This window comes from Streptomyces sp. NPDC091292 (genome assembly GCF_044757265.1).
In the GTDB taxonomy this organism is placed as follows: domain Bacteria; phylum Actinomycetota; class Actinomycetes; order Streptomycetales; family Streptomycetaceae; genus Streptomyces.
In genome coordinates, this window is record NZ_JBIVUQ010000010.1 from 266,453 (window position 1) to 289,405 (window position 22,953).

The 22,953-nt window shown below is 72.3% G+C and carries 16 protein-coding genes; 9 read left to right on the forward strand and 7 right to left on the reverse strand.

The window, feature by feature from the left end:
• The 8 genes from nusA (at position 1) to ACIQNU_RS26495 (ending at position 11,801) form a co-directional block, all read left to right on the forward strand.
• The gene (nusA, locus tag ACIQNU_RS26460) at positions 1-1,005 is read left to right on the forward strand and encodes a transcription termination factor NusA (protein WP_401371048.1); all 1,005 of its coding nucleotides are present in this window, start codon (positions 1-3) and stop codon (positions 1,003-1,005) included.
• 128 nt (positions 1,006-1,133) lie between these two features.
• Positions 1,134-1,409 (forward strand): YlxR family protein, encoded by a 276-nt coding sequence (locus tag ACIQNU_RS26465; protein WP_401371050.1) that lies wholly within the window; start codon positions 1,134-1,136, stop codon positions 1,407-1,409.
• A gap of 174 nt (positions 1,410-1,583) precedes the next feature.
• Positions 1,584-4,721, forward strand: coding sequence for a translation initiation factor IF-2 (infB, locus tag ACIQNU_RS26470; RefSeq protein ID WP_401371052.1), 3,138 nt, complete (start codon positions 1,584-1,586; stop codon positions 4,719-4,721).
• 179 nt (positions 4,722-4,900) lie between these two features.
• A complete protein-coding gene (locus ACIQNU_RS26475; RefSeq protein WP_401371055.1) occupies positions 4,901-5,194 on the forward strand; it encodes a DUF503 domain-containing protein in 294 nt (97 codons plus the stop codon).
• Positions 5,195-5,281: 87 nt separating this feature from the next.
• Complete coding sequence (gene rbfA / locus ACIQNU_RS26480) at positions 5,282-5,758, forward strand: 30S ribosome-binding factor RbfA (RefSeq protein WP_401371057.1); 477 nt, start codon at positions 5,282-5,284, stop codon at positions 5,756-5,758.
• Complete coding sequence (gene truB / locus ACIQNU_RS26485) at positions 5,755-6,660, forward strand: tRNA pseudouridine(55) synthase TruB (RefSeq protein ID WP_401371059.1); 906 nt, start codon at positions 5,755-5,757, stop codon at positions 6,658-6,660. Before rbfA ends, truB begins: the two co-directional genes overlap by 4 nt.
• A gap of 274 nt (positions 6,661-6,934) precedes the next feature.
• Positions 6,935-10,681 carry a serine protease gene (locus ACIQNU_RS26490; RefSeq protein ID WP_401371062.1) on the forward strand — a complete coding sequence of 1,249 codons (3,747 nt, stop codon included), beginning with the start codon at positions 6,935-6,937 and terminating at the stop codon, positions 10,679-10,681.
• A gap of 181 nt (positions 10,682-10,862) precedes the next feature.
• Positions 10,863-11,801, forward strand: coding sequence for a bifunctional riboflavin kinase/FAD synthetase (locus ACIQNU_RS26495; RefSeq protein ID WP_401371065.1), 939 nt, complete (start codon positions 10,863-10,865; stop codon positions 11,799-11,801).
• Between the two features lie 348 nt (positions 11,802-12,149).
• On the opposite strand, the gene ACIQNU_RS26500 is transcribed toward ACIQNU_RS26495, so the two are convergent.
• The 7 genes from ACIQNU_RS26500 to ACIQNU_RS26530 form a co-directional block, all read right to left on the reverse strand.
• Positions 12,150-13,193: an oligopeptide/dipeptide ABC transporter ATP-binding protein gene (locus ACIQNU_RS26500; RefSeq protein WP_401371068.1), complete on the reverse strand. Its 1,044-nt coding sequence runs from the start codon at positions 13,191-13,193 to the stop codon at positions 12,150-12,152.
• Complete coding sequence (locus ACIQNU_RS26505) at positions 13,190-14,239, reverse strand: ABC transporter ATP-binding protein (protein WP_401371071.1); 1,050 nt, start codon at positions 14,237-14,239, stop codon at positions 13,190-13,192. Before ACIQNU_RS26505 ends, ACIQNU_RS26500 begins: the two co-directional genes overlap by 4 nt.
• Positions 14,236-15,195 (reverse strand): ABC transporter permease, encoded by a 960-nt coding sequence (locus ACIQNU_RS26510; protein WP_401371074.1) that lies wholly within the window; start codon positions 15,193-15,195, stop codon positions 14,236-14,238. The genes ACIQNU_RS26505 and ACIQNU_RS26510 overlap by 4 nt, the downstream gene beginning before the upstream one ends.
• The gene (locus ACIQNU_RS26515) at positions 15,192-16,265 is read right to left on the reverse strand and encodes an ABC transporter permease (RefSeq protein WP_401371077.1); all 1,074 of its coding nucleotides are present in this window, start codon (positions 16,263-16,265) and stop codon (positions 15,192-15,194) included. The genes ACIQNU_RS26510 and ACIQNU_RS26515 overlap by 4 nt, the downstream gene beginning before the upstream one ends.
• Positions 16,266-16,333: 68 nt before the next feature.
• On the reverse strand, positions 16,334-18,259 hold the full coding sequence (locus ACIQNU_RS26520; RefSeq protein ID WP_401371080.1) for an ABC transporter substrate-binding protein: 1,926 nt from the start codon (positions 18,257-18,259) through the stop codon (positions 16,334-16,336).
• Between the two features lie 349 nt (positions 18,260-18,608).
• Entirely contained in the window at positions 18,609-21,542 is a 2,934-nt protein-coding gene (locus ACIQNU_RS26525) for an SCO5717 family growth-regulating ATPase (RefSeq protein ID WP_401371083.1), read from the reverse strand.
• A 261-nt stretch (positions 21,543-21,803) separates the two neighbouring features.
• The gene (locus tag ACIQNU_RS26530; protein ID WP_401371086.1) at positions 21,804-22,109 is read right to left on the reverse strand and encodes a DUF397 domain-containing protein; all 306 of its coding nucleotides are present in this window, start codon (positions 22,107-22,109) and stop codon (positions 21,804-21,806) included.
• A gap of 298 nt (positions 22,110-22,407) precedes the next feature.
• Between ACIQNU_RS26530 and rpsO the strand changes: the two genes are divergently transcribed.
• Positions 22,408-22,695 carry a 30S ribosomal protein S15 gene (gene rpsO, locus ACIQNU_RS26535; RefSeq protein WP_401371089.1) on the forward strand — a complete coding sequence of 96 codons (288 nt, stop codon included), beginning with the start codon at positions 22,408-22,410 and terminating at the stop codon, positions 22,693-22,695.
• Positions 22,696-22,953: the final 258 nt, after the last annotated feature.

A 22,953-nucleotide genomic window follows, 5' to 3' on the forward strand; every position in this document is an offset into this window, starting at 1 on the left:
GTGGACATCGACATGAGTGCCCTGCGGGGTCTGGTCCGGGAGAAGGAGATCTCCTTCGACCTGCTGGTCGAGGCGATCGAGTCGGCGCTCCTCATCGCGTACCACCGCACCGAGGGAAGCCGCCGCCACGCGCGCGTGCGGCTCGACCGCGACACCGGCCATGTGACCGTCTGGGCCAAGGAGGACCCCTCCGACCTGGAGGAGGGCCAGGAGGCCCGCGAGTTCGACGACACCCCCTCCGGATTCGGCCGGATCGCCGCGACGACCGCCAAGCAGGTCATCCTCCAGCGGCTGCGCGACGCCGAGGACGACGCGACCCTCGGCGAGTACGCGGGCCGCGAGGGCGACATCGTCACGGGCGTCGTCCAGCAGGGCCGCGACCCGAAGAACGTCCTGGTGGACATCGGCAAGCTCGAAGCGATCCTGCCCGTGCAGGAACAGGTGCCCGGCGAGGACTACCAGCACGGCCTGCGGCTGCGGTCGTACGTCGTCCGGGTGGCGAAGGGCGTACGCGGCCCGTCCGTGACCCTGTCGCGCACCCACCCCAACCTGGTGAAGAAGCTCTTCGCCCTGGAGGTCCCGGAGATCGCCGACGGCTCCGTCGAAATCGCCGCCATCGCGCGCGAGGCGGGCCATCGCACCAAGATCGCCGTACGGTCGACCCGGTCCGGGCTCAACGCCAAGGGCGCCTGCATCGGCCCCATGGGCGGCCGGGTCCGCAATGTGATGGCCGAGCTGAACGGCGAGAAGATCGACATCGTCGACTGGTCCGACGACCCCGCCGAGATGGTCGCCAACGCGCTCTCGCCGGCCCGGGTCTCCCGCGTCGACGTAGTCGACTTCGCCGCCCGCTCCGCGCGCGTGACGGTGCCCGACTACCAGCTGTCGCTCGCCATCGGCAAAGAGGGCCAGAACGCCCGCCTCGCCGCCCGCCTCACCGGCTGGCGCATCGACATCAGGCCCGACACCGAGCAGCCGGAAGAGCGGTCCGAAGACCGGGGCTGACCACCGGCGGACCAGCGCCGGGGAAAAATCCCGGCCGCGATCCGCCGAGATCACGACAGTATGGGACCGGCAAGTGTTCGAATCTTCCCCCAAAGGGGTGAGGTCGGCGCGGGGAGGTAGACTAAAGCGTGTCTGGCCGGACGCACACCCGGGCCTGCCCTGAGCGAACCTGCGTGGGTTGCCGGGAGCGAGCGGCCAAGAGCGATCTGCTGCGGATCGTACGGATCGAGGACGCATGCGTCCCCGATCTTCGCGGTACGCTGCCCGGCCGGGGTGCTTACGTTCACCCCGTTCCGGTCTGTCTCGACCTGGCGGTGCGCCGTCGGGCTTTCACCAGGGCTTTCCGCGCCCGGGGACAGCTCGACACGGAAGCGCTGCGCCTGGCCGTCCAGGACCGTTGCTGACGCAGGCAACACCAAGGCAACACCGAAAGACGTGCCGTACGGAACCCCCGTGCGGTTCTGGTACCTCGCGAGTCGGAAGTAGGTCGAGATTGCGATGAGCACTCGATGAGTACGCGATGAGTACGCCCATGAAGTAGCGACGGTCCGGCGTAACCCGGACCTAAAAGGAGCGAAGTGGCTAAGGTCCGGGTATACGAACTCGCCAAGGAGTTCGGGGTGGAGAGCAAGGTCGTCATGGCCAAGCTCCAAGAACTCGGTGAATTCGTCCGTTCGGCGTCGTCGACGATCGAGGCGCCCGTTGTACGCAAACTGACCGACGCTTTCCAGCAGGGCAACGGCTCCGGCAAGTCCGGCGCGCGCCCCTCGGCCCCCAAGAAGGCCGCCCCCAGGCCCGCCGCGCCCTCCCCGGCGCAGGCGGCACGTCCGGCTGCCCCCAGGCCGCCGGCGCCCAAGCCCGCCGTGGCCGAGCGCCCCGCGCCCGCCGCCGCGGCACCCAGCATTCCCGCGACACCCGCCTCCGGCCCCCGGCCCGGCCCGAAGCCGGCTCCCAAGCCCGCTCCGGCCGCCCCGGTCGTCCCGGAGTTCACCGCACCCCCGTCGGCCCCGGCTCCGGCCGCGGCCTCCTCGGCGCCCGCCGCCCCCGCGGCTCCGCGCTCCTCGGGTCCCGCCCGTCCCGGCGGCCCCAAGCCCGGCGCCCGTCCGGCGCCCGGCCAGGGCGGTCAGGGTGGCCAGGGTGGCGGCCAGGGCCGTGGTGACCGTCAGGGCGCCCCGCGCTCCGGCGGCCAGGCCCCGCGCCCCGGCGGCGCCCGTCCCGCGGGCCCGCGTCCGGGCAACAACCCCTTCACGTCCGGCGGCTCCACCGGCATGGCGCGCCCCCAGGCGCCCCGTCCCGGCGGCGCCCCGCGTCCCGGCGGCGACCGCCCCGGCGGTCCCGGCGGCCAGCGTCCCCAAGGCGCCGGTCAGGGCGGTCCCCGCCCGCAGTCCGGTCCCGGCGGCGCGCGTCCCACCCCGGGCGGCATGCCCCGTCCGCAGGCGCCCCGTCCCGGCGGCGGCCCCGGCGGCCCCGGTGGCAACCGTCCGAACCCCGGCATGATGCCGCAGCGTCCCGCTGCCGGCCCCCGCCCCGGCGGTGGCCCCGGTGGCGGTCGCGGACCGGGAGGCGCGGGCCGTCCCGGCGGCGGCGGTGGCGGCGGTCGTCCCGGAGGCGGCGGCGGCTTCGCCGGACGCCCCGGTGGCGGCGGTGGCGCCGGTGCCGGTCGTCCCGGTGGCGGCGGCGGCTTCGCCGGTCGTCCCGGTGGCGGCGGTGGTGGCGGCGGCTTCGGCGGTGGCGGCGGTGGCCGTCCCGGCTTCGGCGGCCGTCCCGGCGGCCCCGGTGGCCGCGGTGGCACGCAGGGCGCCTTCGGCCGTCCCGGCGGTCCCGCGCGTCGCGGTCGCAAGTCGAAGCGGCAGAGGCGCCAGGAGTACGAGGCCATGCAGGCCCCGTCGGTCGGCGGCGTGATGCTGCCTCGCGGCAACGGCGAAGCCATTCGCCTGTCGCGCGGTGCGTCGCTCACCGACTTCGCGGAGAAGATCAACGCCAACCCGGCGTCGCTCGTCGCGGTGATGATGAACCTCGGCGAAATGGTCACCGCGACCCAGTCCGTCTCCGACGACACGCTGGAAATGCTGGCGACGGAGATGAACTACACCGTCCAGATCGTGAGCCCCGAGGAGGAGGACCGCGAGCTTCTGGAGTCCTTCGACCTGGAGTTCGGCGAGGACGAGGGCGGCGAGGAGCACCTGGTCTCGCGTCCCCCGGTCGTCACCGTCATGGGCCACGTCGACCACGGCAAGACCCGCCTCCTCGACGCCATCCGCAAGACGAACGTCGTCGCGGGCGAGGCCGGCGGCATCACCCAGCACATCGGTGCCTACCAGGTCAGGACCGAGGTCAACGGCGAAGACCGCAAGATCACCTTCATCGACACCCCGGGTCACGAGGCGTTCACCGCCATGCGTGCCCGTGGTGCCAAGTCGACCGACATCGCGATCCTCGTGGTGGCGGCCAACGACGGTGTGATGCCCCAGACGATCGAGGCGCTGAACCACGCCAAGGCGGCCGACGTGCCGATCGTGGTCGCGGTCAACAAGATCGACGTCGAGGGCGCGGACCCGACCAAGGTGCGCGGTCAGCTCACCGAGTTCGGCCTGGTCGCCGAGGAGTACGGCGGCGACACCATGTTCGTCGACATCTCCGCCAAGCAGGGTCTGCACATCGACAGCCTCCTGGAGGCCGTCGTCCTCACCGCGGACGCCTCGCTCGACCTGCGGGCCAACCCGGAGCAGGACGCACAGGGCATCGCGATCGAGGCCCGCCTCGACCGGGGCCGCGGTGCCACCGCGACCGTCCTCGTCCAGCGCGGCACCCTGCGCGTCGGCGACACGATGGTCGTCGGCGACGCCTACGGCCGCGTGCGCGCCATGCACGACGACCAGGGCAACACGGTCGACGAGGCAGGACCGTCCACACCGGTCCAGGTCCTGGGTCTGACCAACGTCCCGGGCGCCGGCGACAACTTCATCGTCGTCGACGAGGACCGCACGGCACGCCAGATCGCCGAGAAGCGGGCCGCCCGCGAGCGCAACGCCGCGTTCGCCAAGCGGGTGCGCCGCGTCTCCCTGGAGGACCTGGACAAGGTGCTCAAGGCCGGCGAGATCCAGCAGCTCAACCTCATCATCAAGGGCGACGCGTCCGGTTCGGTCGAGGCCCTGGAGTCCTCGCTGCTCCAGCTCGACGTCGGCGAAGAGGTCGACATCCGCGTCCTGCACCGCGGCGTCGGTGCGGTCACGGAGTCCGACATCGACCTGGCGATGGGCTCGGACGCCATCGTGATCGGCTTCAACGTGCGCGCCGCCGGGCGCGCACAGCAGATGGCCGAGCGCGAAGGCGTGGACGTCCGGTACTACTCGGTCATCTACCAGGCGATCGAAGAGATCGAGGCGGCCCTCAAGGGCATGCTCAAGCCGGAGTTCGAAGAGGTCGAGCTGGGCACGGCGGAGATCCGCGAGGTCTTCCGCTCGTCCAAGCTGGGCAACATCGCGGGTGTCCTCATCCGCTCCGGCGAGGTCAAGCGCAACACCAAGGCCCGTCTCCTGCGCGATGGCAAGGTCATCGCGGAGAACCTCAACATCGACGGCCTGCGCCGCTTCAAGGACGACGTCACCGAGATCCGCGAAGGCTTCGAGGGCGGTATCAACCTCGGAAACTTCAACGACATCAAGATCGACGACGTCATCGCGACGTACGAGATGCGCGAGAAGCCGCGCGTCTGAGCGCACGGCAGCTCACCGGCTGCGGTAGCTCTCCGTAGCTGACGCATCCCGGTCCGGGGCCGGTCGGCGGGAAGAAATTCCCGTCGATCGGCCCCGGTCCTTGCGTGTACGGTTCTGATGTCCCTGCCAAGTGGTTGGCGGGGCCCTTGAACCCGAACCGGCGGGACATCCGGGCATACATGTATGTGGGGACACTGTCCTTCGATCTGCTCCTCGGCGATGTTCGCTCACTGAAGGAGAAACGCTCTCTCGTCCGCCCGATCGTCGCGGAACTCCAGCGGAAGTACGCGGTGAGCGTGGCGGAGACCGGCAATCAGAACCTGCACCGCAGGGCCGAGATCGGCGTCGCGGTGGTCTCCGGGGACACCGGGCACCTCACCGACGTACTCGACCGGTGCGAGCGCCTGGTCGCGGGGCGCCCGGAGGTGGATCTGCTCTCCGTGCGACGCAGGCTCCACAACGACGAAGACTGAACACAGCAAGTGGCAAGCAGTACGTAGCAGGCAGTACGTGGCAAGTAGCAAGCAGTACGAGCACAGGCTCAAGAAGGAGACGGACCAGTGGCCGACAACGCGCGGGCGAAGAGGCTGGCGGACCTCATCCGGGAGGTGGTGGCCCAGAAGCTCCAGCGCGGGATCAAGGACCCGCGGCTCGGTACGCATGTGACCATCACCGACACCCGGGTCACGGGTGATCTGCGGGAGGCGACCGTCTTCTACACGGTGTACGGGGACGACGAGGAGCGGGCCGCCGCCGCGGCGGGCCTGGAGAGCGCCAAGGGCGTCCTGCGCTCCGAGGTGGGCCGCGCGGCGGGCGTGAAGTTCACCCCGACGCTGGCCTTCGTCGCCGACGCCCTGCCCGACAACGCCAAGACCATCGAGGACCTTCTCGACAAGGCACGCGCCTCCGACGAGAAGGTACGCGAGGCATCGGCCGGCGCGCGGTACGCGGGGGACGCCGACCCGTACCGCAAGCCCGACGAGGAGGACGGCGAGCCGGGCGCGGACCGTGACGAGGACGGCGACGCCACGGCATGACCAGCAAGGACACGACGCCCGACGGCCTTGTCATCGTCGACAAGCCGTCGGGCTTCACTTCGCACGACGTGGTCGCCAAGATGCGCGGGATCGCGCGGACCCGCCGCGTCGGCCACGCCGGCACGCTCGACCCGATGGCCACCGGCGTCCTCGTACTCGGTGTGGAGAAGGCGACCAAGCTCCTCGGCCATCTCGCGCTCACCGAGAAGGAGTATCTCGGCACGATCCGGCTCGGCCAGGACACCGTCACCGACGACGCCGAGGGCGACCTCATGTCGTCCACGGACGCGTCGGCGGTGACCCGGGACGCCATCGACGCCGGAGTCGCCAAGCTGTCCGGCGACATCATGCAGGTCCCGTCCAAGGTCAGCGCCATCAAGATCGACGGCAAGCGGTCCTACAAGCGGGCCCGCGACGGCGAGGACTTCGAGATCCCGGCGCGCCCGGTGACGGTCTCCTCGTTCGCGGTGTACGACGTCCGGGAAGCCGTCGCCGACGACGGCACCCCCGTTCTCGACCTGGTCGTCTCGGTGGTCTGCTCCTCGGGTACGTACATCCGGGCCCTCGCCCGCGACCTCGGCGCCGACCTCGGTGTCGGCGGGCATCTCACGGCGCTGCGGCGCACTCGCGTGGGCCCGTACCGGCTGGAGGCGGCCCGTACCCTCGACGCGTTGCAGCAGGAGCTGACGGTGATGCCGCTCGCCGATGCCGCCGCCGCGGCCTTTCCCCGCTGGGACGTCGACGCCCGGCGCGCACGGCTGCTGCTCAACGGCGTCCGGCTCGACATGCCGGACGGCTACGCGGGCGTGGGCCCCGTCGCCGTCTTCGACCCGGACGGGCGGTTCCTGCTGCTCGTGGAGGAGTCGAAGGGCAAGGCGAAGAGCGTGGCTGTCTTCGTCTGAGCGCCTTGCGCCGCGATGTTTCCGGCGCCATGTTTCCGGCGTGACGTTTCCGGTGTGGCGTTTCCTGTGGAGCGGCGGGCGGACTGCCCGTCCGCGCGCCGCTCCACGGTCCCCCTCCTCCAGGATGTATCCGAGAGGCCCGTTCCGTTCACCCCTTCGGGCAGGCGCTCGGAGTGAACCGAGGGAGCGGAAGGGGGCGCGTTCGAGCCGCGCCCTGTCCCGGTGATCACCGGGCGCCTACCGTCGGAAGAACGGGGCGCTGCGGGAGGTCGACATGACGGTACGGGACCTGCCCTACGGAGACCACGGGGACCTCGGGGACCGGGGGGCGCCGGACCGGAGTCTGGTCCGGATATGCGATCTGGCCGGGCGTCCCCGGGGCGTCGGCTTCGCGGCGGACGACCGCGGTACCGTCGTCACCGCCCATGAGACCGTCGACGGCCTGCCGCGCATAGTGCTCCACACCGACGGCGGCCGTACCTGCGTGGTCACGTCCGACGCCGTCGTCCCCCTGCCCGCCGCCGGACTCGCCCTCGTCCACACCGAAGGCCTCGACCTGGTACCGCTGCCCGTGACCGTACGGGACCGCATCCCCACCGGCACCTATGTGCGGATCGCGGCGGGCGGCTGGCGTGAGGCGCGGGTGCTGGGGACGACCCCGGTGACGTACACCGCGACCGACCGCTTCCATCTCATCGGCTCCGCCATGGAGTTGGCCGTCGGCACGGCCGGAAGCGACGCGCTGCGGCTCGGCGGGATCGCGGCCGGGGGACCGGTCATCGACGCCGGGACGGGGGCGGTGGTCGCCGTCATCGGGACGGCGCTGGAGGCCGGGCGCAGCGCGGCGGGGTTCGCTGTGCCCCTGCGGACCGTGGGCGCGGAGGCCGCCGGGGCCGGATTCGGCGCGCTGAGCGAACTGCTCGCGGTCAACGCCTGGACCGTGCCCGCGTACGGGACGGATCTGAATCTCGCGGGCGTCCTGCATCTGACGGCGACATCGACGGGCTCCGACGGGCCCCGCCCGCCCCTGACCCGTACGGTCGAACGCCCGTATTTTGTACGGGAGTTGGCGGATTTCGAGGCGGGCGGTACCGGCGCCCTGGTGCTGGCGCTCGTCGGCGAGCCCGGCACCGGCCGCACGACCGAACTCGCCGCCTTCGCCGCACGGCGGTCCGGCGGTACGGAGCCCGCGCCCACCCTGTGGCTGCGGGGCGCCGATCTGCACGCCGACGACGCCTCGCTCGCGGACGCGGCACTGCGCGCGCTGACCCGGGCGGCACGGATCGCCGGGACGGTGCCGGACGTGCGGCCGGAACCGGCCGGGGGCGAGGCCGGGGCCGGGGCCGGGGAGCGGGCCGGTGTGCGGGGCGGGCGGGCGTGGGGGGTCCGTGGCGCCGGAGCGCATCGGGCTTCGTCGGGGGCGCGGCGGGGCGGGGGAGCGGGGGCGGGGGAGCCGTACGAGGGCGATGGGGTGTGCGGCGGGGTGTCCGACGGGGTGGCCGTGCGGCAGGTCGACCTCGGGGACGTGTCGCCCGAGCGGATCGCGCGGGTCGCCCGGGAGTGCGGGCGGCCCCTCGTGCTGGTGCTCGACGGACCCGAGGAGATGCCGCCCGCGCTGGCGCACCGCCTCGCCGACTGGACCGCCCGCACCACCGCATGGCTGTGCGAGCACGGCGCCCGGCTCGCGCTGGCCTGCCGACCCGAGTACTGGGAACACGCCGAGGCACACATCCCCGCCCACCTCACCACCCGTGTCCCGCTCGGCGACCTCTCGGACACCGAGGCCCACCAGGTCCGCGCCTGGCTCGGCATCCCGGACGGCACCCTGCCGCCCGCCGACGCCCGCCACCCGCTGACCCTCGCCCTCCTCGCCGAAGTAGGGGCCGCGACGCCGCCCGGCGCACCCGGCGCACCCGACGGACAGCCCGACCGCGACCAGGTCCTCACCGCGTACCTCGATCTGATGTGCCTGCGGATCGCCGTACGCCTCGCCGCCCCGCTCGGCCTGCGCGGCACCGCCGTACGCAGGCTCGCGGCCCAGGTCTCCGGGCAGGTCCACAAGGCGGCACGGAGCTGTCTCGGGCCCGGACAGGGTGAGCTGGACCGGGCGACCTTCGAAACGGTGTTCCCCTGGCGCACCGGCTGGGCGTCGGCCGTCCTCACGGAAGGGCTGCTCACCCCGGCGGGCAGCGGTTTCCGGTTCGCGTACGAGGAGGTGGCCGACTGGATCCAGGGGGCGCACCTCGATCTGGAGGCGGCGTTGGAGGCGCTGGTGGGAGCCGGGCGGGGGCGGGGGCGGGCGGTTCCGCCCGTGCCGCGGCACCGGATCGGGCCTGTGGTGCAGGCGCTGCTGCTGTTCGGACGGGAACGGGGAGACGCTCAACTCGCCGTGATGCTGGGTGAGTTGACGGCCGCCTTGGATCGGGGTCGGTCGGATGGTCCGGCGTGTCCGGAGGCCTCCGAAGCCGTGCGGGTGCCCGCGCAGGGCGCCGCTCCCGTGGCGGAGTCGGCCGGACAGGCGGTGCCCGTACCGGTCGAAGGCGTGGCGTCCGACTCCCTCTGGTGGGCCACCCGCCTGCTCACCGGTGTCCTCCTCCGGGTCCGGGACACCACCTCGTACCTCGGAGTGCTGCGGGATCTCGCCGACCGGATCGCCGCCGGGCGGGTGCCCGGCTCCGACGGCGCGTTCGGACCGGCCTTCTGGTGCGCGCTGCCGCTGCCGGACGGGGAGCGGCTGGACCTGCTGCGCAGGCTCGTCGTCGCCGACGCGCCCCAGGACAGCGGCGCCCGGCCGCCCACCGCCCCGCAGCGCCACCTCGACGCCGCCGCCACCCTCCTCGTCGCCGATCCGGCCGCCGTCCAGCCCCACCTCACCCGCTGGTTCGCCGACGAACGGCCCCTGCGGGCGGCGCCCGACGCCACCGTGGCGACCGCCGCCCAGGCGCTGCTCCACACCCACCGGCACCGGGCCATGGACGACCTCACCGAAGCCCTCGTCGTCTGTACGCATCCGCGCGCCGGTGAACTCCTCACCGTCCTCGCCGAGGAGGAGCCCTCCGCGCTCTGCCGCGCCGTCGACCGTTGGGCCCACGACATCCGCCCGGACCGGCACGTCGCCGCCGCCGCGTACGGCGTCAAGGTCGTCCCCTACGCCACCGGGGACGCCGACCGCGACCGTCTCCGCCACGCCGCGCTCACCCTGCTCGCCCGGCCGTCGGGCCGCACCCTGCACGGCGCGGCGCTCGCCCTCCTCGTCCGCGATCCGCGGACCCGTGCCCGCCATCTGCCGCGCGCCCTGCAACGGTTCGCGGCCGGGGACGCGGCCCTGCCGGCGGCGGCCCTCGCGCCCGCGCTCGGTACCCATCCGGAGCCCGTGCTCGCCGCCTTCGCGCAGCGGCTGCGGGACGCGCCCCCGGCGATCGTGGCCGACGCCCTGCGGACCCTCGCCGATGTCACCGCGCCCGGCCCGGCCCGCCGGGTCGCCGCCCTCGTGCGGGAACTCCTCGGGCGGCGGCCCGAGCCGGCCGTTCAGGTCGCCGGGTTCGTCGCGCTGCGTCTCGAACACGGGCCGTCGGCGCGGACCACGCTGGTCCCGCTGGTGTCCGGTGCCCTGCACGGCGGCTCCCCTGCGGTGCGCGCCGCCCTCGCCCCCGTACTCGCCGCGACGGGCACCCAGCCCTCGCGCGCGCTGCGGGCCGAACTCCTGGAGACCCTGCTCGCGGCCGAGCGGGAACCCGACGTCCTCACCGCCGTCCTGCGGGCCCTCGCCGACGGCGCGGCGGCGCGCGGCGACGCCCGGACCCGGGAGCTGGTGCACCGCGTCGGCGTTGCCCTCGTCCGCACCCCCGAAGGCGCCGTCGCCTTCGACCGGACCCTGGTCGAGCGCGCCCGCGCGGTCCCCGGATTCGCCGCGCTGACCGCCCGCTGGCTCACCGGAGCGCCGCAGGAGTGGGCGGCGCTCGTCGGCCCGAGCGCCCGCCGCACGATCGAGGACCTCGCGGGCGTACGCGTACCCGCCTGACCGCCCGTGCTCGGGGCCGCCCGGCACCCGGAGCGTGCGCCTCGTCACAGCACCATGCCGATGCCGGTCGCGGGCAGCGGGCATGGCACTCTTAGACCTGCGGATTCGGCGGGCACCCTGACCCGCCGGACACCGGAAACCGGACATCAACACGGCACAGGTTCTACGAGGAGCGGTCACAGTGCAGCGCTGGCGTGGCTTGGAGGACATCCCCGAGGACTGGGGGCGCAGCGTCGTCACCATCGGGTCCTACGACGGGGTCCACCGCGGGCACCAGCTCATCATCGGCCGTGCGGTACGGCGCGCGCGGGAGCTGGGCGTCCCGTCCGTCGTCGTCACCTTCGACCCGCACCCCAGCGAGGTCCTCCGCCCCGGCAGCCACCCGCCGCTGCTCGCCCCGCACCACCGGCGCGCCGAGCTGATGGCCGACCTGGGCGTGGACGCGCTGCTGATCCTGCCGTTCACGACCGAGTTCTCGCAGCTGTCACCCGCCGACTTCGTGGTCAAGGTGCTGGTCGACAAGTTGCACGCCCAGGCCGTCGTCGAGGGCCCCAACTTCCGCTTCGGACACCGGGCGGCCGGCAATGTGACCGTCCTCGCCGAGCTGGGCGCCGACTACGACTTCGAGGTCGACGTCATCGACCTGGTCGTCCGTGGCGAGGCCGGCGGCGGCGAACCGTTCTCCTCCACACTGACCCGGCGGCTGGTCGCCGAGGGCGATGTCGAGGGCGCCGCCGAGATCCTCGGCCGCCCGCACCGCGTCGAGGGCATCGTCGTACGCGGCGCCCAGCGCGGCCGTGAGCTGGGCTACCCCACCGCCAACGTGGAAACCCTCCCGCACACCGCCATCCCCGCCGACGGCGTCTACGCCGGGTGGCTGAACGTCGGCGACGAGGCGATGCCCGCCGCGATCTCCGTCGGCACCAACCCGACCTTCGACGGCACGGAACGGACCGTGGAGGCGTACGCGATCGACCGCGTCGGGCTCGACCTGTACGGCTTGCACGTCTCCGTCGACTTCCTGGCCTTCGTACGGGGCCAACTGAAGTTCGAGTCGATCGAGGCGCTGCTCGTCGCGATGGGGGACGACGTCAAGCGGTGCCGGGAGTTGTTGGCGTAGGCGCCTGACCGGGCCGGTTTCCGGCGGGCGCGGAGTTCCCGCTCACGCGTCCGAACGCCGCGCGGACATGTCCAGCGGCTGCCGAGGTCCGCGCCGTCGATCATGGCCGGATTGGTGCCCTCGCCGGCGTACGCGGACACTAGGTGCGCAGTGTCGCCCAGCAGGGTCGCCGGTGTCGTCCGCAGCCCCGCGCAGCACGCGCGCGTGCTTGTCGAGAGCGCGCATCGCCTGGCCGCCCGTGTGCACCTTGGCCAGGCACGTTCCTGACGAACATGTTCGTGCTCGACCACGAGAAAGGGCGCGCGGTGATCGCGCGCCCTCTGTCGGCCGCCGCCCCTGAAGTACCAGCTAGCCGCCGCCCCCCGAAGCCCTCGCCCAATGGCAAGCCACCTGCGCCCCGCTCCCCCCGGTCAACACCGGCAGATCCTCCGTACGGCACGCCTCCGCCACCCCGGCCCGTTCCGCCTCGCCCGACGCCAGGATCTGGCAGCGGGCGTGGAAGCGGCACCCGGAAGGGATGCGGGACGGGTCCGGGGGCTCGCCTGTGAGGATCACCGGAGCGCCCTCGGCCTCCGGGAGGACGGACAACAGTGCCTGGGTGTACGGGTGTCGGGGTGCCGTCAGCACCTCCTCCACCGCGCCTGTCTCCACGATGCGGCCGAGGTACATCACCGCGACCCGGTCCGCGATGTTCCACGCGAGACCCAGGTCGTGCGTCACCACCAGCGCGGACAGCCCGAGTTCGTCCCGCAGCCTCAGCAGCAGCGCCAGGATCTCGCCGCGCACGGAGGCGTCGAGCGAGGCCACCGGCTCGTCCGCGACGATGAGTTCGGGCTCCAGGACGAGCGCCCCCGCGATCACCACCCGCTGCCGCTGCCCGCCGGACAGCTCGTGCGGATAGCGCAGGAAGAAGCGCTCCGGAGGCCGGAGGCCCGCCCGCGACAGCGCCCCGGCGACAGCGGCCCGCTCGTCCCCGCCGTACTTGTGGATCCGCAGCCCCTCGGCCACCGCGTCGTAGACGGTGTGCCGGGGGTTGAGCGACCCGCTCGGGTCCTGGAGCACGAGTTGCACCCGCTTGCGGTACGCCTTGAGCGCGCGGGCGCCGTAGTCGAGGGGTCGGCCGCCGAAGGTCACCCGGCCCGAGGTGGGCGGCACCAGACCGAGGAGCGCGCGGGCCAGCGTGGTCTTGCCGCAGCCCGACTCGCCGACCAGCGCGACGATCTCACCGGGCGCGATGTCCAGGTCGACCCCGTCCACGGCACGCGCCGTGGCGGCACCCTGCCGGCCGGGGAAGGCGACCCGCAGCTCACCGGCGCTCAGCAGCGGTTCGGCGGCGACCCGGTCCGGCACCGGTTCGGCGTCCGCCGAGGGGGCCGCTGGGCTGGTGGTCATGGTGTGCTCCTTGCCTCTTCCGCGGCCGGCCCGGCACCGCTCTCGCCGACCGGGCCGTCAGCGGACTCCGCCGCCTGCCCCGGCACCACCGCCCCCACATGCACACAAGCGGCCCGACGTCCCGCGCCCCCCGCCTCCCGCAGCACCTGGTCGTCCGTCGCGCATGGTTCAAGGGCGACCCCGCACCGGGGATGGAACGCGCACCCCGCCGGCAGCGCCGACGGATCCGGCGGATCACCGGGCAGCCCGCGCGGTGCGAACCGCGACGCCGGATCGCCGATGCGCGGGAACGCGGCCGACAGCGCCTTCCCGTACGGATGGACCGCGTCCTCGTACACCTGCCGGGCCGGGCCCTCCTCGACGACGCGGCCCGCGTACATCACGGCGAGCCGGTCGCAGGTGTCGGAGAGGACCGCCAGGTCGTGGCTGATCATCACCAGGCCGACGTCCTGCTCCGCGACGAGCTGTTCGATGAGGCGCAGGATCTGCGCCTGGATCATCACGTCGAGCGCCGTCGTCGGCTCGTCGGCGATGACGAGGCGGGGATCGCAGGCCAGCGCCATCGCGATCATCACCCGCTGTCGCTGCCCGCCGGACAGCTCGTGCGGATACGCGTCCAGGCGGGCCGCCGGAAGCCCCACCTGCTCCAGCAGCGCCCCGGCCCGCTTCCGCGCGGCCCCGGGCGTCGCCTTCTTGTGCAGCAGGATCGGTTCGGCGATCTGGTCCCCGACCCGGTGCACCGCGTTGAGCGAGTGCATCGCGCCCTGGAACACGATCGACGCGCCCGCCCAGCGCACCGCCCGCACCTGCCCCCATTTCATGGCGAGCACGTCCTCGCCGTCGAGCAGGATCTGCCCGGAGACCTTGGTCCCGGCGGGCAGCAGCCGCAGCAGCGCCAGCGCCAGCGTCGACTTGCCGCAGCCGGACTCGCCCGCGATGCCGAGCTTCTGGCCCGCGTCCAGCGTCAGACTCACCCCGCGCACGGCGGCGGCCCCGCCCGCGTACGTCACTTCGAGGTCCCGTACGTCCAGCAGTGACGTACTCATGAGGCCACCCCCAGCTTGGGGTTGAGTACGGACTCGACCGCGCGTCCGCACAGCGTGAAGGCGAGCGCCACCGCGGCGATCGCCAGACCCGGCGGCACCAGGTACCACCAGTGCCCCGAGCTGACCGCGCCCGCCTCACGCGCGTCCTGGAGCAGCCCGCCCCAGGACGTGACGGTCGGATCGCCGAGCCCGAGGAAGGCGAGCGTCGCCTCGGAGAGGATCGCGTTGGAGATGCCGAGCGTGGTCTGCGCGAGGACGAGCGGCATGACGTTCGGAAGGACGTGCCGGCTCATCAGGTGACCGTGGCCGCCGCCGAGCGCCTTGGCGCGCTCGATGTACGGCCGGGACTCCACGGCGAGCGTCTGGGCGCGCACCAGGCGGGCCGTGGTCGGCCAGGTGGTCACGCCGATGGCCAGGATGATCGTGCCGAGCGAACGGGACATCACGGTCGCGAGGGCGATGGCCAGCACCAGCGTCGGCATCACCAGGAACCAGTCGGTGACCCGCATGATGACGGTCGCGTACCAGCCCCGGAAGTGCCCGGCCGTGATGCCGACGAGCGCGCCGATCGCGACGGAGAGCACCGCCGCGAGCAGGCCCACCATCAGCGAGACCCGCGAGCCCCAGAGCACCAGACCGAACAGATCACGGCCGAACTGGTCCGTGCCCAGCCAGAACTCACCGCTCGGACGCTCCATCGGCCCGCCCGGCGCGTTCGTCACGCTCTGCACGTCGGAGCCGACGGTGAGCGGCGCGGTCAGCGCGATCACCGCGAAGGCGACCAGCGCGGCCAGGCCGAACAGACCGGAGCGGTGGGTGCGGTACTGCTGCCAGAAGCGGACGACGGAGTGCCGTCTGCGCTGCCAGGCCAGCGCCCGTGGCGAGCGCGGCCCCTGCGGGCTCCCGGCCGGGGCAGCGGTGTCCGCCGGGGTGGGCGGGGTGATCTCGGTCGTCATCGGCCCACCCGGGGGTCGAGCAGCGGATAGATCAGATCGGCGAGGGTGTTCATCACGATCACGGCGGCGGCGAACACGAAGAACAGGCCCTGGACGAGCGGCAGATCGGGCACGCTCAGCGCCTGGTAGAACAGCCCGCCCAGGCCCGGCCAGGAGAACACCGTCTCCACCAGGATGGTGCCCGCGACGACCCCGCCCAGATTGACGAAGATCAGCGTCACGGTCGGCAGCATCGCGTTCGGCACGGCGTGCCGCCGCCGCACCAGATCGTCCCGCAGGCCCTTGGCGCGCGCCGTCGTCAGATAGTCGCTGCCCATCTCGTCCAGCAGCGCCGACCGGGTCACCAGGAGCGTCTGCCCGTACTCGACCGCGACCAGCGTGATCACCGGCAGCACCAGATGGTGCGCGACATCGAGGACGTACGCGAAGCCCGTCTCGCCGCCCGACTCCATCCCGCCCGTCGGGAACAGTCCGGGGATCGGGCCCATGCCCACCGAGAACACGATGATCAGCAGCAGACCGAGCCAGAACTTCGGCAGCGAGTACAGGGTCAGCGCCAGCCCGGTGTTCACCCGGTCCCCGAGCTTGCCGCTGCGCCATGCGGAGCGCGTACCGAGGAAGATCCCGAGCGCGGTGTAGAGGACGAAGGCGGTCCCCGTCAGGAGCAGTGTGTTCGGCAGCGCCTCGGTGATCTTGTCGATGACCGGGGCGCGGAACTGGTACGAGGTCCCCAGATCGCCGGTGAGCGCCTTGCCGCAGTACTCCGTGAACTGCTGCCACATCGGCAGATCGAGCCCGAACTCCCGCCGGTAGGAGGCGAGTTGCTCGGCCGACACCTGGCGCCCGCCCGTCATGTACTTGACCGGGTCGCCCGGGATGAGCCGGAACAGGAAGAAGCTGGTCACGAGCACGGCGAGCAGCGACACGGCCGCGCCGGCCAGCTTGCCCGCCACATACCGCAGATACGCGGTGGTGGCGCGGGCCCGCGGACCGCGGGCCGACGGCCCGGCCTGGGCCGGACCGTCGGGCTCCGCGCTCTCCACGAGCGCCGATGTGCTGTCAGTTGCCATGGCGCCCGGTCCGCCCGTCCCGACTGTTCACGCGGTTCACATGGTTCACGTGGTTCACAGTCCTCCGGTTATTCACGGTCTTCCGCGGTGGATCGACGCCGCATCGCGAAGAACCCGGCGACACCCGCGAGGACGACGACGGCCGCGACGATCCCGATGATGACGCCCGTGGAGCTGGAGTTGTCGGAGGACTCACCGGAAGCGGCCGGAACCGCCGACCACCAGCTCCAGTAGCCGTCCTGCCCGTAGATGTTCCCCGCGGCCTCGGGCATCGTCGTGATCGACTTGATCTGGTCGGTCCGGTACGCCTCGACGGCGTTCGGGTACGCCATGACGTTCATGTACCCGAGGTCGTACAGCCGCGACTCCATCTGCTTGACGAGGTCGGCCCGCTTGCCCTCGTCGTACTCGGCGAGCTGCTGCGCGTACAGGTCGTCGTACTGCTTGTCGCAGATGAAGTTGTCCGTGGCGCCGGTGTCCTTCGGCGTCGCCGGGAGCGCGCCGCAGGTGTGGATCGACAGGACGAAGTCCGGGTCCGGGTTGACCGACCAGCCGTCGAACGCGAGGTCGTACTTCCCGGCGAGCCAGGGGTCGGTGACGTTGTCGAGGCAGTCCACCGTCAGACCGATGCCGAGCTTGCCGTACCACTCCTGGAGGTACTTGCCGATCGCCTTGTCGTTCGGGTCGGTCGCGTGGCACAGGATGCGGTACGTGATCGGCTTGCCGTCCTTGCCGACGCGCTTGCCGTCACCGTTCTTCTTGTACCCGGCCTCGTCGAGCAGCCGCGCCGCCTTCTGCGGGTCGTACGCCAGCTTCTGCGCGTCGGAAGGCTTCCAGAAGTACGTCGAGAAGCGGGGCGGGATGTAGCCCTCGCCCATCACCGCGTGCCCCTGGAACACCTTGTCGATGATCGTCTCGCGGTCGACCGCCAGGAACAGCGCCTGCCGTACCTTCTGGTCCTTCAGGGACTCGTGTCCGTCGCCGAACTTCGTGCCGTCCTTCGCCTGCGCGCCCGGGTTGGTGGCCAGCGCGTAGAAACGGCGGCCCGGCGCGTCGTTCACCTTGACGTCCGACTGGCTCTTCAGCGCCGTCGCCTGCGCGGGCGTCAGCCCCTGGACGAAGGACACCTCGCCCTTCTGGAGCGCCGCGACGGCCGCGTCACCGTCCTTGTAGTACTTGAAGACCAGCTCGTCGAACTTGGGGGCGCCCCGCCAGAACGACTTGTTCGGCGCGAGCTTCACATAGCTGTCGGCCTTGTAGTCCGTGACGACGAACGGGCCGTTGCCGACGATCGGGAAGGTCTTGTCGTTGGTGAACTTCGAGAAGTCGTCGACCTTCTCCCACACATGCTTCGGCACGATCGGCACATCGAGCGCCGCCATCGTGGCCTGCGGCTTCTTCAGCTCGATGACCAGCTCGGTGGGGCTGGGCGCGGTGACCGCCTTGAAGTTGCCGACGAAGCTGCCGTTCGCGGTCGCGGCGCCCTCGTCGGTCATCATCTTGTTGAACGTCCAGGCCGCGTCCTCGGCGGTGACCTTCTCGCCGTCCGACCACTTGGAGTTCTCGCGGATCGTGTACGTCCACGTCAGCTTGTCGGGCGACGGCTCCCACTTGGTCGCCAGACCCGGGACGGCGTGGTTGTCCTTGGGGTCGTAGTTGGTCAGGTAGTCGTACATCAGCCGGCTGATGCTCGTACTGACCAGGCGGGTGGCGAGGAAGGGGCTCAGCGAGTCGACGCTCTGCGAGACCGCCACCGTGAGCGTGGTCCTGCCGTCCGCGGCCTCGGCCTGCCGGGGCGCGGGGTTGAGTGGCGTCGCGAGGCCGGCCGTCAGGGTGAACGCCGCGGCGCCACCGGCCGCGAGCAGCCGCAGACCTCGGAGGCGGGCGCGACCGGCGGCGCGGGCGCGGTCGGGAACGCCGTCACGGGCGCCGCGCCGAGCGCCACGCGCCCGGGGGCGTAGGGGGGATCTGCCGTGCTGATCTTGTGTGTCCATGGGTCGGTGACCTCGCGTCATCGCTCGCGCAGGGATGCAGGGATGTCTGATGGATCATGAGACGCCAGCTGGTGATGTGTGTGTCTACCAGCGCCGGTCTGCGCGCGTCAACGGCGGGTGAACCCCATGTGGCCTGCGGAAATAACGAGTTGACCGGCATTTCACGCACATTGGTCGAGACCACTGAAGCCCCCCAGGCCACGGGGTGGCGGCGCACGGCGCCCCAGGTCTCGGTATGCGGCCCGCACGCCACGACGAGGGCCCGCACCGGAGGTCGGTACGGGCCCTGGAGTCGGACTTCTGTGCGGCGTGCGACCGGGGTGGGAGGACCGGTGCGGGGGCGTGGTGGCTACTGCTGCGGGGGCGGCGGCTGGTGCTGCTGCTCCGGCGGCTGCTGCTGGTGCGGGACGGGTGCGTGCAGGCCGCCGGGCGGTACGGGCTGGCCGGGCGCCGGCTGATGGGGGTGGAAGGGCTGCCCGGGGGCCGGCTGGTTCGGCTGGAAGGGCTGGCCCGGCTGGAACTGGGCTCCGGGGTGCGGCGGCTGCGGCTGCGGTTGCTGCTGGGGGATCGCCTGCGGCGCGGGCTGCTGAGGCTGCTGCGGGTGCTGCCAGGCCGGGGGCGAGCCGGGGTAGCCGGTCCCGGGCGGGACCTGGCCGGGCTGAGGTTGAGGCTGAGGCTGTCCGGGCTGGGGCTGCGGCTGCTGGTACTGCCGCGGCGGGACCTGCCCCGGCTGGGCGGGACTCTGCTGCTGATACCCCGGCATCGGCGGTGCGAGCTGCGGCGGCGGATTCCCGTCCGACGTCCACAGCCCCTGCACCTGCTGCGCGCGTACGAAGTCCTCGGCGACCATCGCCGACAGATTGAAGTACGCCTCGCGGACCTTGGGCCGCATCATGTCGAGATCGACCTCGGCACCGGCCGACAGATGCTCGTCGAAGGGCACGACCACCACACCGCGGCACCGCGTCTCGAAGTGGCTGACGATGTCGTCCACCTTGATCATCTTGCCGGTCTCGCGGACCCCCGAGATCACGGTGATGGACCGCGACACCAACTCCGCGTACCCGTGCGCCGACAGCCAGTCCAGCGTCGTACTGGCGCTGCTCGCACCGTCCACGGACGGCGTCGAGATGATGATCAGCTGGTCGGCGAGGTCGAGCACACCGCGCATCGCGCTGTAGAGGAGACCGGTGCCCGAGTCCGTGAGGATGATCGGGTACTGCTTGCCGAGCACGTCGATCGCGCGCCGGTAGTCCTCGTCGTTGAACGTCGTGGACACGGCCGGGTCGACGTCGTTGGCGATGATCTCCAGGCCGGACGGCGCCTGCGAGGTGAACCGCCGGATGTCCATGTACGAGTTGAGGTACGGGATCGCCTGGACCAGGTCGCGGATCGTGGCACCGGTCTCCCGGCGTACCCGGCGGCCGAGCGTACCGGCGTCCGGGTTGGCGTCGATCGCGAGGATCTTGTCCTGCCGCTCACTGGCGAGCGTGGCGCCGAGCGCGGTGGTCGTGGTCGTCTTGCCGACGCCGCCCTTGAGGCTGATCACGGCGATGCGGTAGCAGGACAGGACCGGCGTACGGATCAGTTCGAGCTTCTGCCGCCGCTCGGCCTCCTCCTTCTTGCCACCGATCTTGAACCGCGACCCACCGGCGGCGGGCCGCCCGCTCTTCGCCTTCTGCTTCTTGTTGTTGAGCAGCCGGTCGGACGACAGCTCGACGGCGGCCGTGTACCCGAGAGGCGCACCCGGATGCGTCCGCTCCCGCTGATCGTGCTGCACGGGCTGCGGCCAGGCGGCACCGGCACGGGGGTCGACCGGGGGCTGCGGCGGCTGCTGCGGCTGACCGCCCTGGGCGGGCTGACCGGGCACCGCCTGCTGACCCTGTTGCGGGAACCCGTAACCGCCGGGCTGCTGTCCCTGCGGGACGTACGGCGCGTGGGGCTGCGGTTGCGGCGGTACGGGGGCCTGCGGCTGCTCCGGGGGCGCCGGGAGGTTACGGGCGACCGGTGCCGGAAGGTTCGGCGTACCGGGTGCCTGCGGGAACCCGTAACCGCCCTGCTGGGCGGGCGAGTGGGCGGCACCGGGCTGCGGGAAGCCGTAACCGGTGGGCGGGACGGGCGGGTTCGGGTCGGCGGGCGGTGTGCCCGGGGTGGGGAAGCCGTATCCACCGGGAGCCTGCGGTGTCTGTGGCGGGACGGGGGCGGGCGGCGCCTGCCAGGCCGACGGCGCGGGCTGCGGGGCCTGCGGCTGGAACGGAGCCTGGGGAGGCTGCGGTTGGCCGACCGGCTGCCGCTGGTACTGGGGCGCGGGCGGCTGTGGGGCCGGGGTCTGCGGCTCGGGCGGCTGCGGCGCGTAGGACGGCGGAACCGGCGGCTGCGCGGGCGGCGCGTCCGTGGGCCACTGACCGGCGGGCGCCGGCGCGGCTGCGGCGGGCTGGAAGGCGGGCGGCAGCGGAGGCACCCCACCCTGGGCGACGGGCGGCGGGGTCCAGGCGGGCGGCGCGTCCCGCACCGGCTCGGGTACGGGGATCCGGTCCTGGACGTCGTCCACGACGACGACGGCGTCGGCGACCTCGTCCTCGTCTTCGTCGGCGTCCAGGTCGGCAGCGATGTCGGTGCTGTCGGGGGCGTCGGCCTTGGCTGATTCGGCGGGTTCGGCAGCGGAGAAGTCGTCGACCTCGGCCTCGGCCGCGGGCTCGACCACCGAGGCATCGTCACCCCCGGACACCTCCGGCTCCTCGGACGCCTCCGGCTCCTCGGACGCCTCCGACTCCCCGGACGGCTCATCGGACGACTCGTCCGCGGCGGTCCGTTCGGCGATCTCCCGCTTCAGCGCCACGGCCGAGAACCGCATCGTGGCACCGCTCTCCAGATCACCTGACGCGGAGTCACCGTCGCCCTCGTCACCGGAGTCCGGCGCGTCGGGCGCCGGACGGAACCCGAGCCCCACCAGATTCGGCACCGCGGTGGCGCTCCCCGCATCGGCGGAAGGAACCGCGGGCACGGGCACGGGCGCGGGCGGAACAGGAACCGGAGGACCCGGTACCGGAGGAACGGAAGCCACCGGCGGAGCGGGCGTCACTGGAGGAGCAGACGCGACCGGGGGAGCGGGCGGCTCGGAAGGCGTCTCCCCGGCACTCCCCGAAGCGTTCTGCGTATACCAGGCCGGCGGCGCGTAATCGAGGGTGAACTCGCCCGTCGTCTCGGCCGGGTTCTCGGCGTCGGGCCGGTCATCGTCGGGTGTGGCCCAGCCCCCGCGGTTCCCGTCCCGGTCGCTGTTCACAATTCCTCCTGTGTGGTCGAGCACCCTCAAGTCGTCATGGGGCGACCGCTTCGCGCCGTCCGAGACCGCCGGATCCGACAGATCCGCCGGGCTCTCCCCCTGGGACACCGGCAACCCGTTGACAGGTTCCACCGACGCGCCCGGACCCAGCCTAATCACCCCGACCACCCCGGGGGCAGGCCCATCCGGCCCCGTACACCGCCCGTTACGTCACAGCCTGCCCAGAAGACATGCCCACACGCACGAATCAGGCCCCGTGCCCTACTGTGCGGGCCCGTCGTCCGGCGCCGGCTGGAGGTCGAACTCGCCGTCCCGCGCCCCGAGTACGAAGGCCCGCCACTCGGCCTCGGTGTACCGCAGCACGGTCTCCGTGTCGATCGACGACCGCATCGCCACGGCGCCCCCCGGCAGATACGCGATCTCGACGCGCTCCTCGTGCTCCTCGGTACCCGGCGCGCTCAGCCACTCCACACCCGAGATGTCGAGCCCGTACAGCTCGTCCTTCTCGCGCTCCTTGCGCGCCTTCACGGCCTCTTCGCTCTCGCTGTGCCCCTGCGGTTCCGTCATGCTCCCGCGACCCCTCTCCCGTACCGTTCCGCCCGTGCCGTTTCCGGCGGTGCGGCAATTCCAGCAGGCACCCTACTGGGCGCCCCGGAACCGCCACAGGGAGTTACCGGAGCCCGGCGGGGGGCGCCCACCCGCCCTGGTATTCTGGTCGACGGCCGTATGTGTACGCACCCTCGGAATCCACGGGATCCCGGGGGCCGCGCCCAGCGGATCCCAGCCTCCCGAGTCATGGAAGCTCCCCTGAGATGTGGACCAGGGGCACTCGGTGGCCTCACGAAGACGAAAACGAGGAGTACGCGTGTCGCTCGACGCCGCTACGAAGAAGCAGATCATGACCGAGTTCGCCACCAAGGAAGGTGACACCGGCTCCCCCGAGGTCCAGGTCGCCATGCTTTCGCGCCGGATCTCGGACCTGACCGAGCACCTCAAGACCCACAAGCACGACCACCACTCCCGTCGTGGTCTGCTCATCCTGGTCGGTCAGCGCCGCCGCCTCCTGCAGTACCTGGCGAAGAAGGACATCGCGCGCTTCCGTACGCTGGTCGACCGCCTGGGCATCCGGCGCGGTGCGGCGGGCGCCAAGTAGCACGCCGTGAAGGGAGCGGTTCCCCAAGCCGGGGGCCGCTCCCTTCGCCGTTCCGTACCACCCGTACGACGCCACCGCGCCCGCTCTGCGTGCGCGGTGTCACCGCGGCTTTGTAGTCTGGTCGCACCACGCATTACCGAACGAGGAGAAGCGCCCCCGGCCGCCGCCGGTCCTCGGTAGTGGCCCCCGGGAAGAAACAGGACCCCGGGTGCTTCGATCGAAGACCGGCCCGCACACAAGGCGCGCTTCTCCGCCACC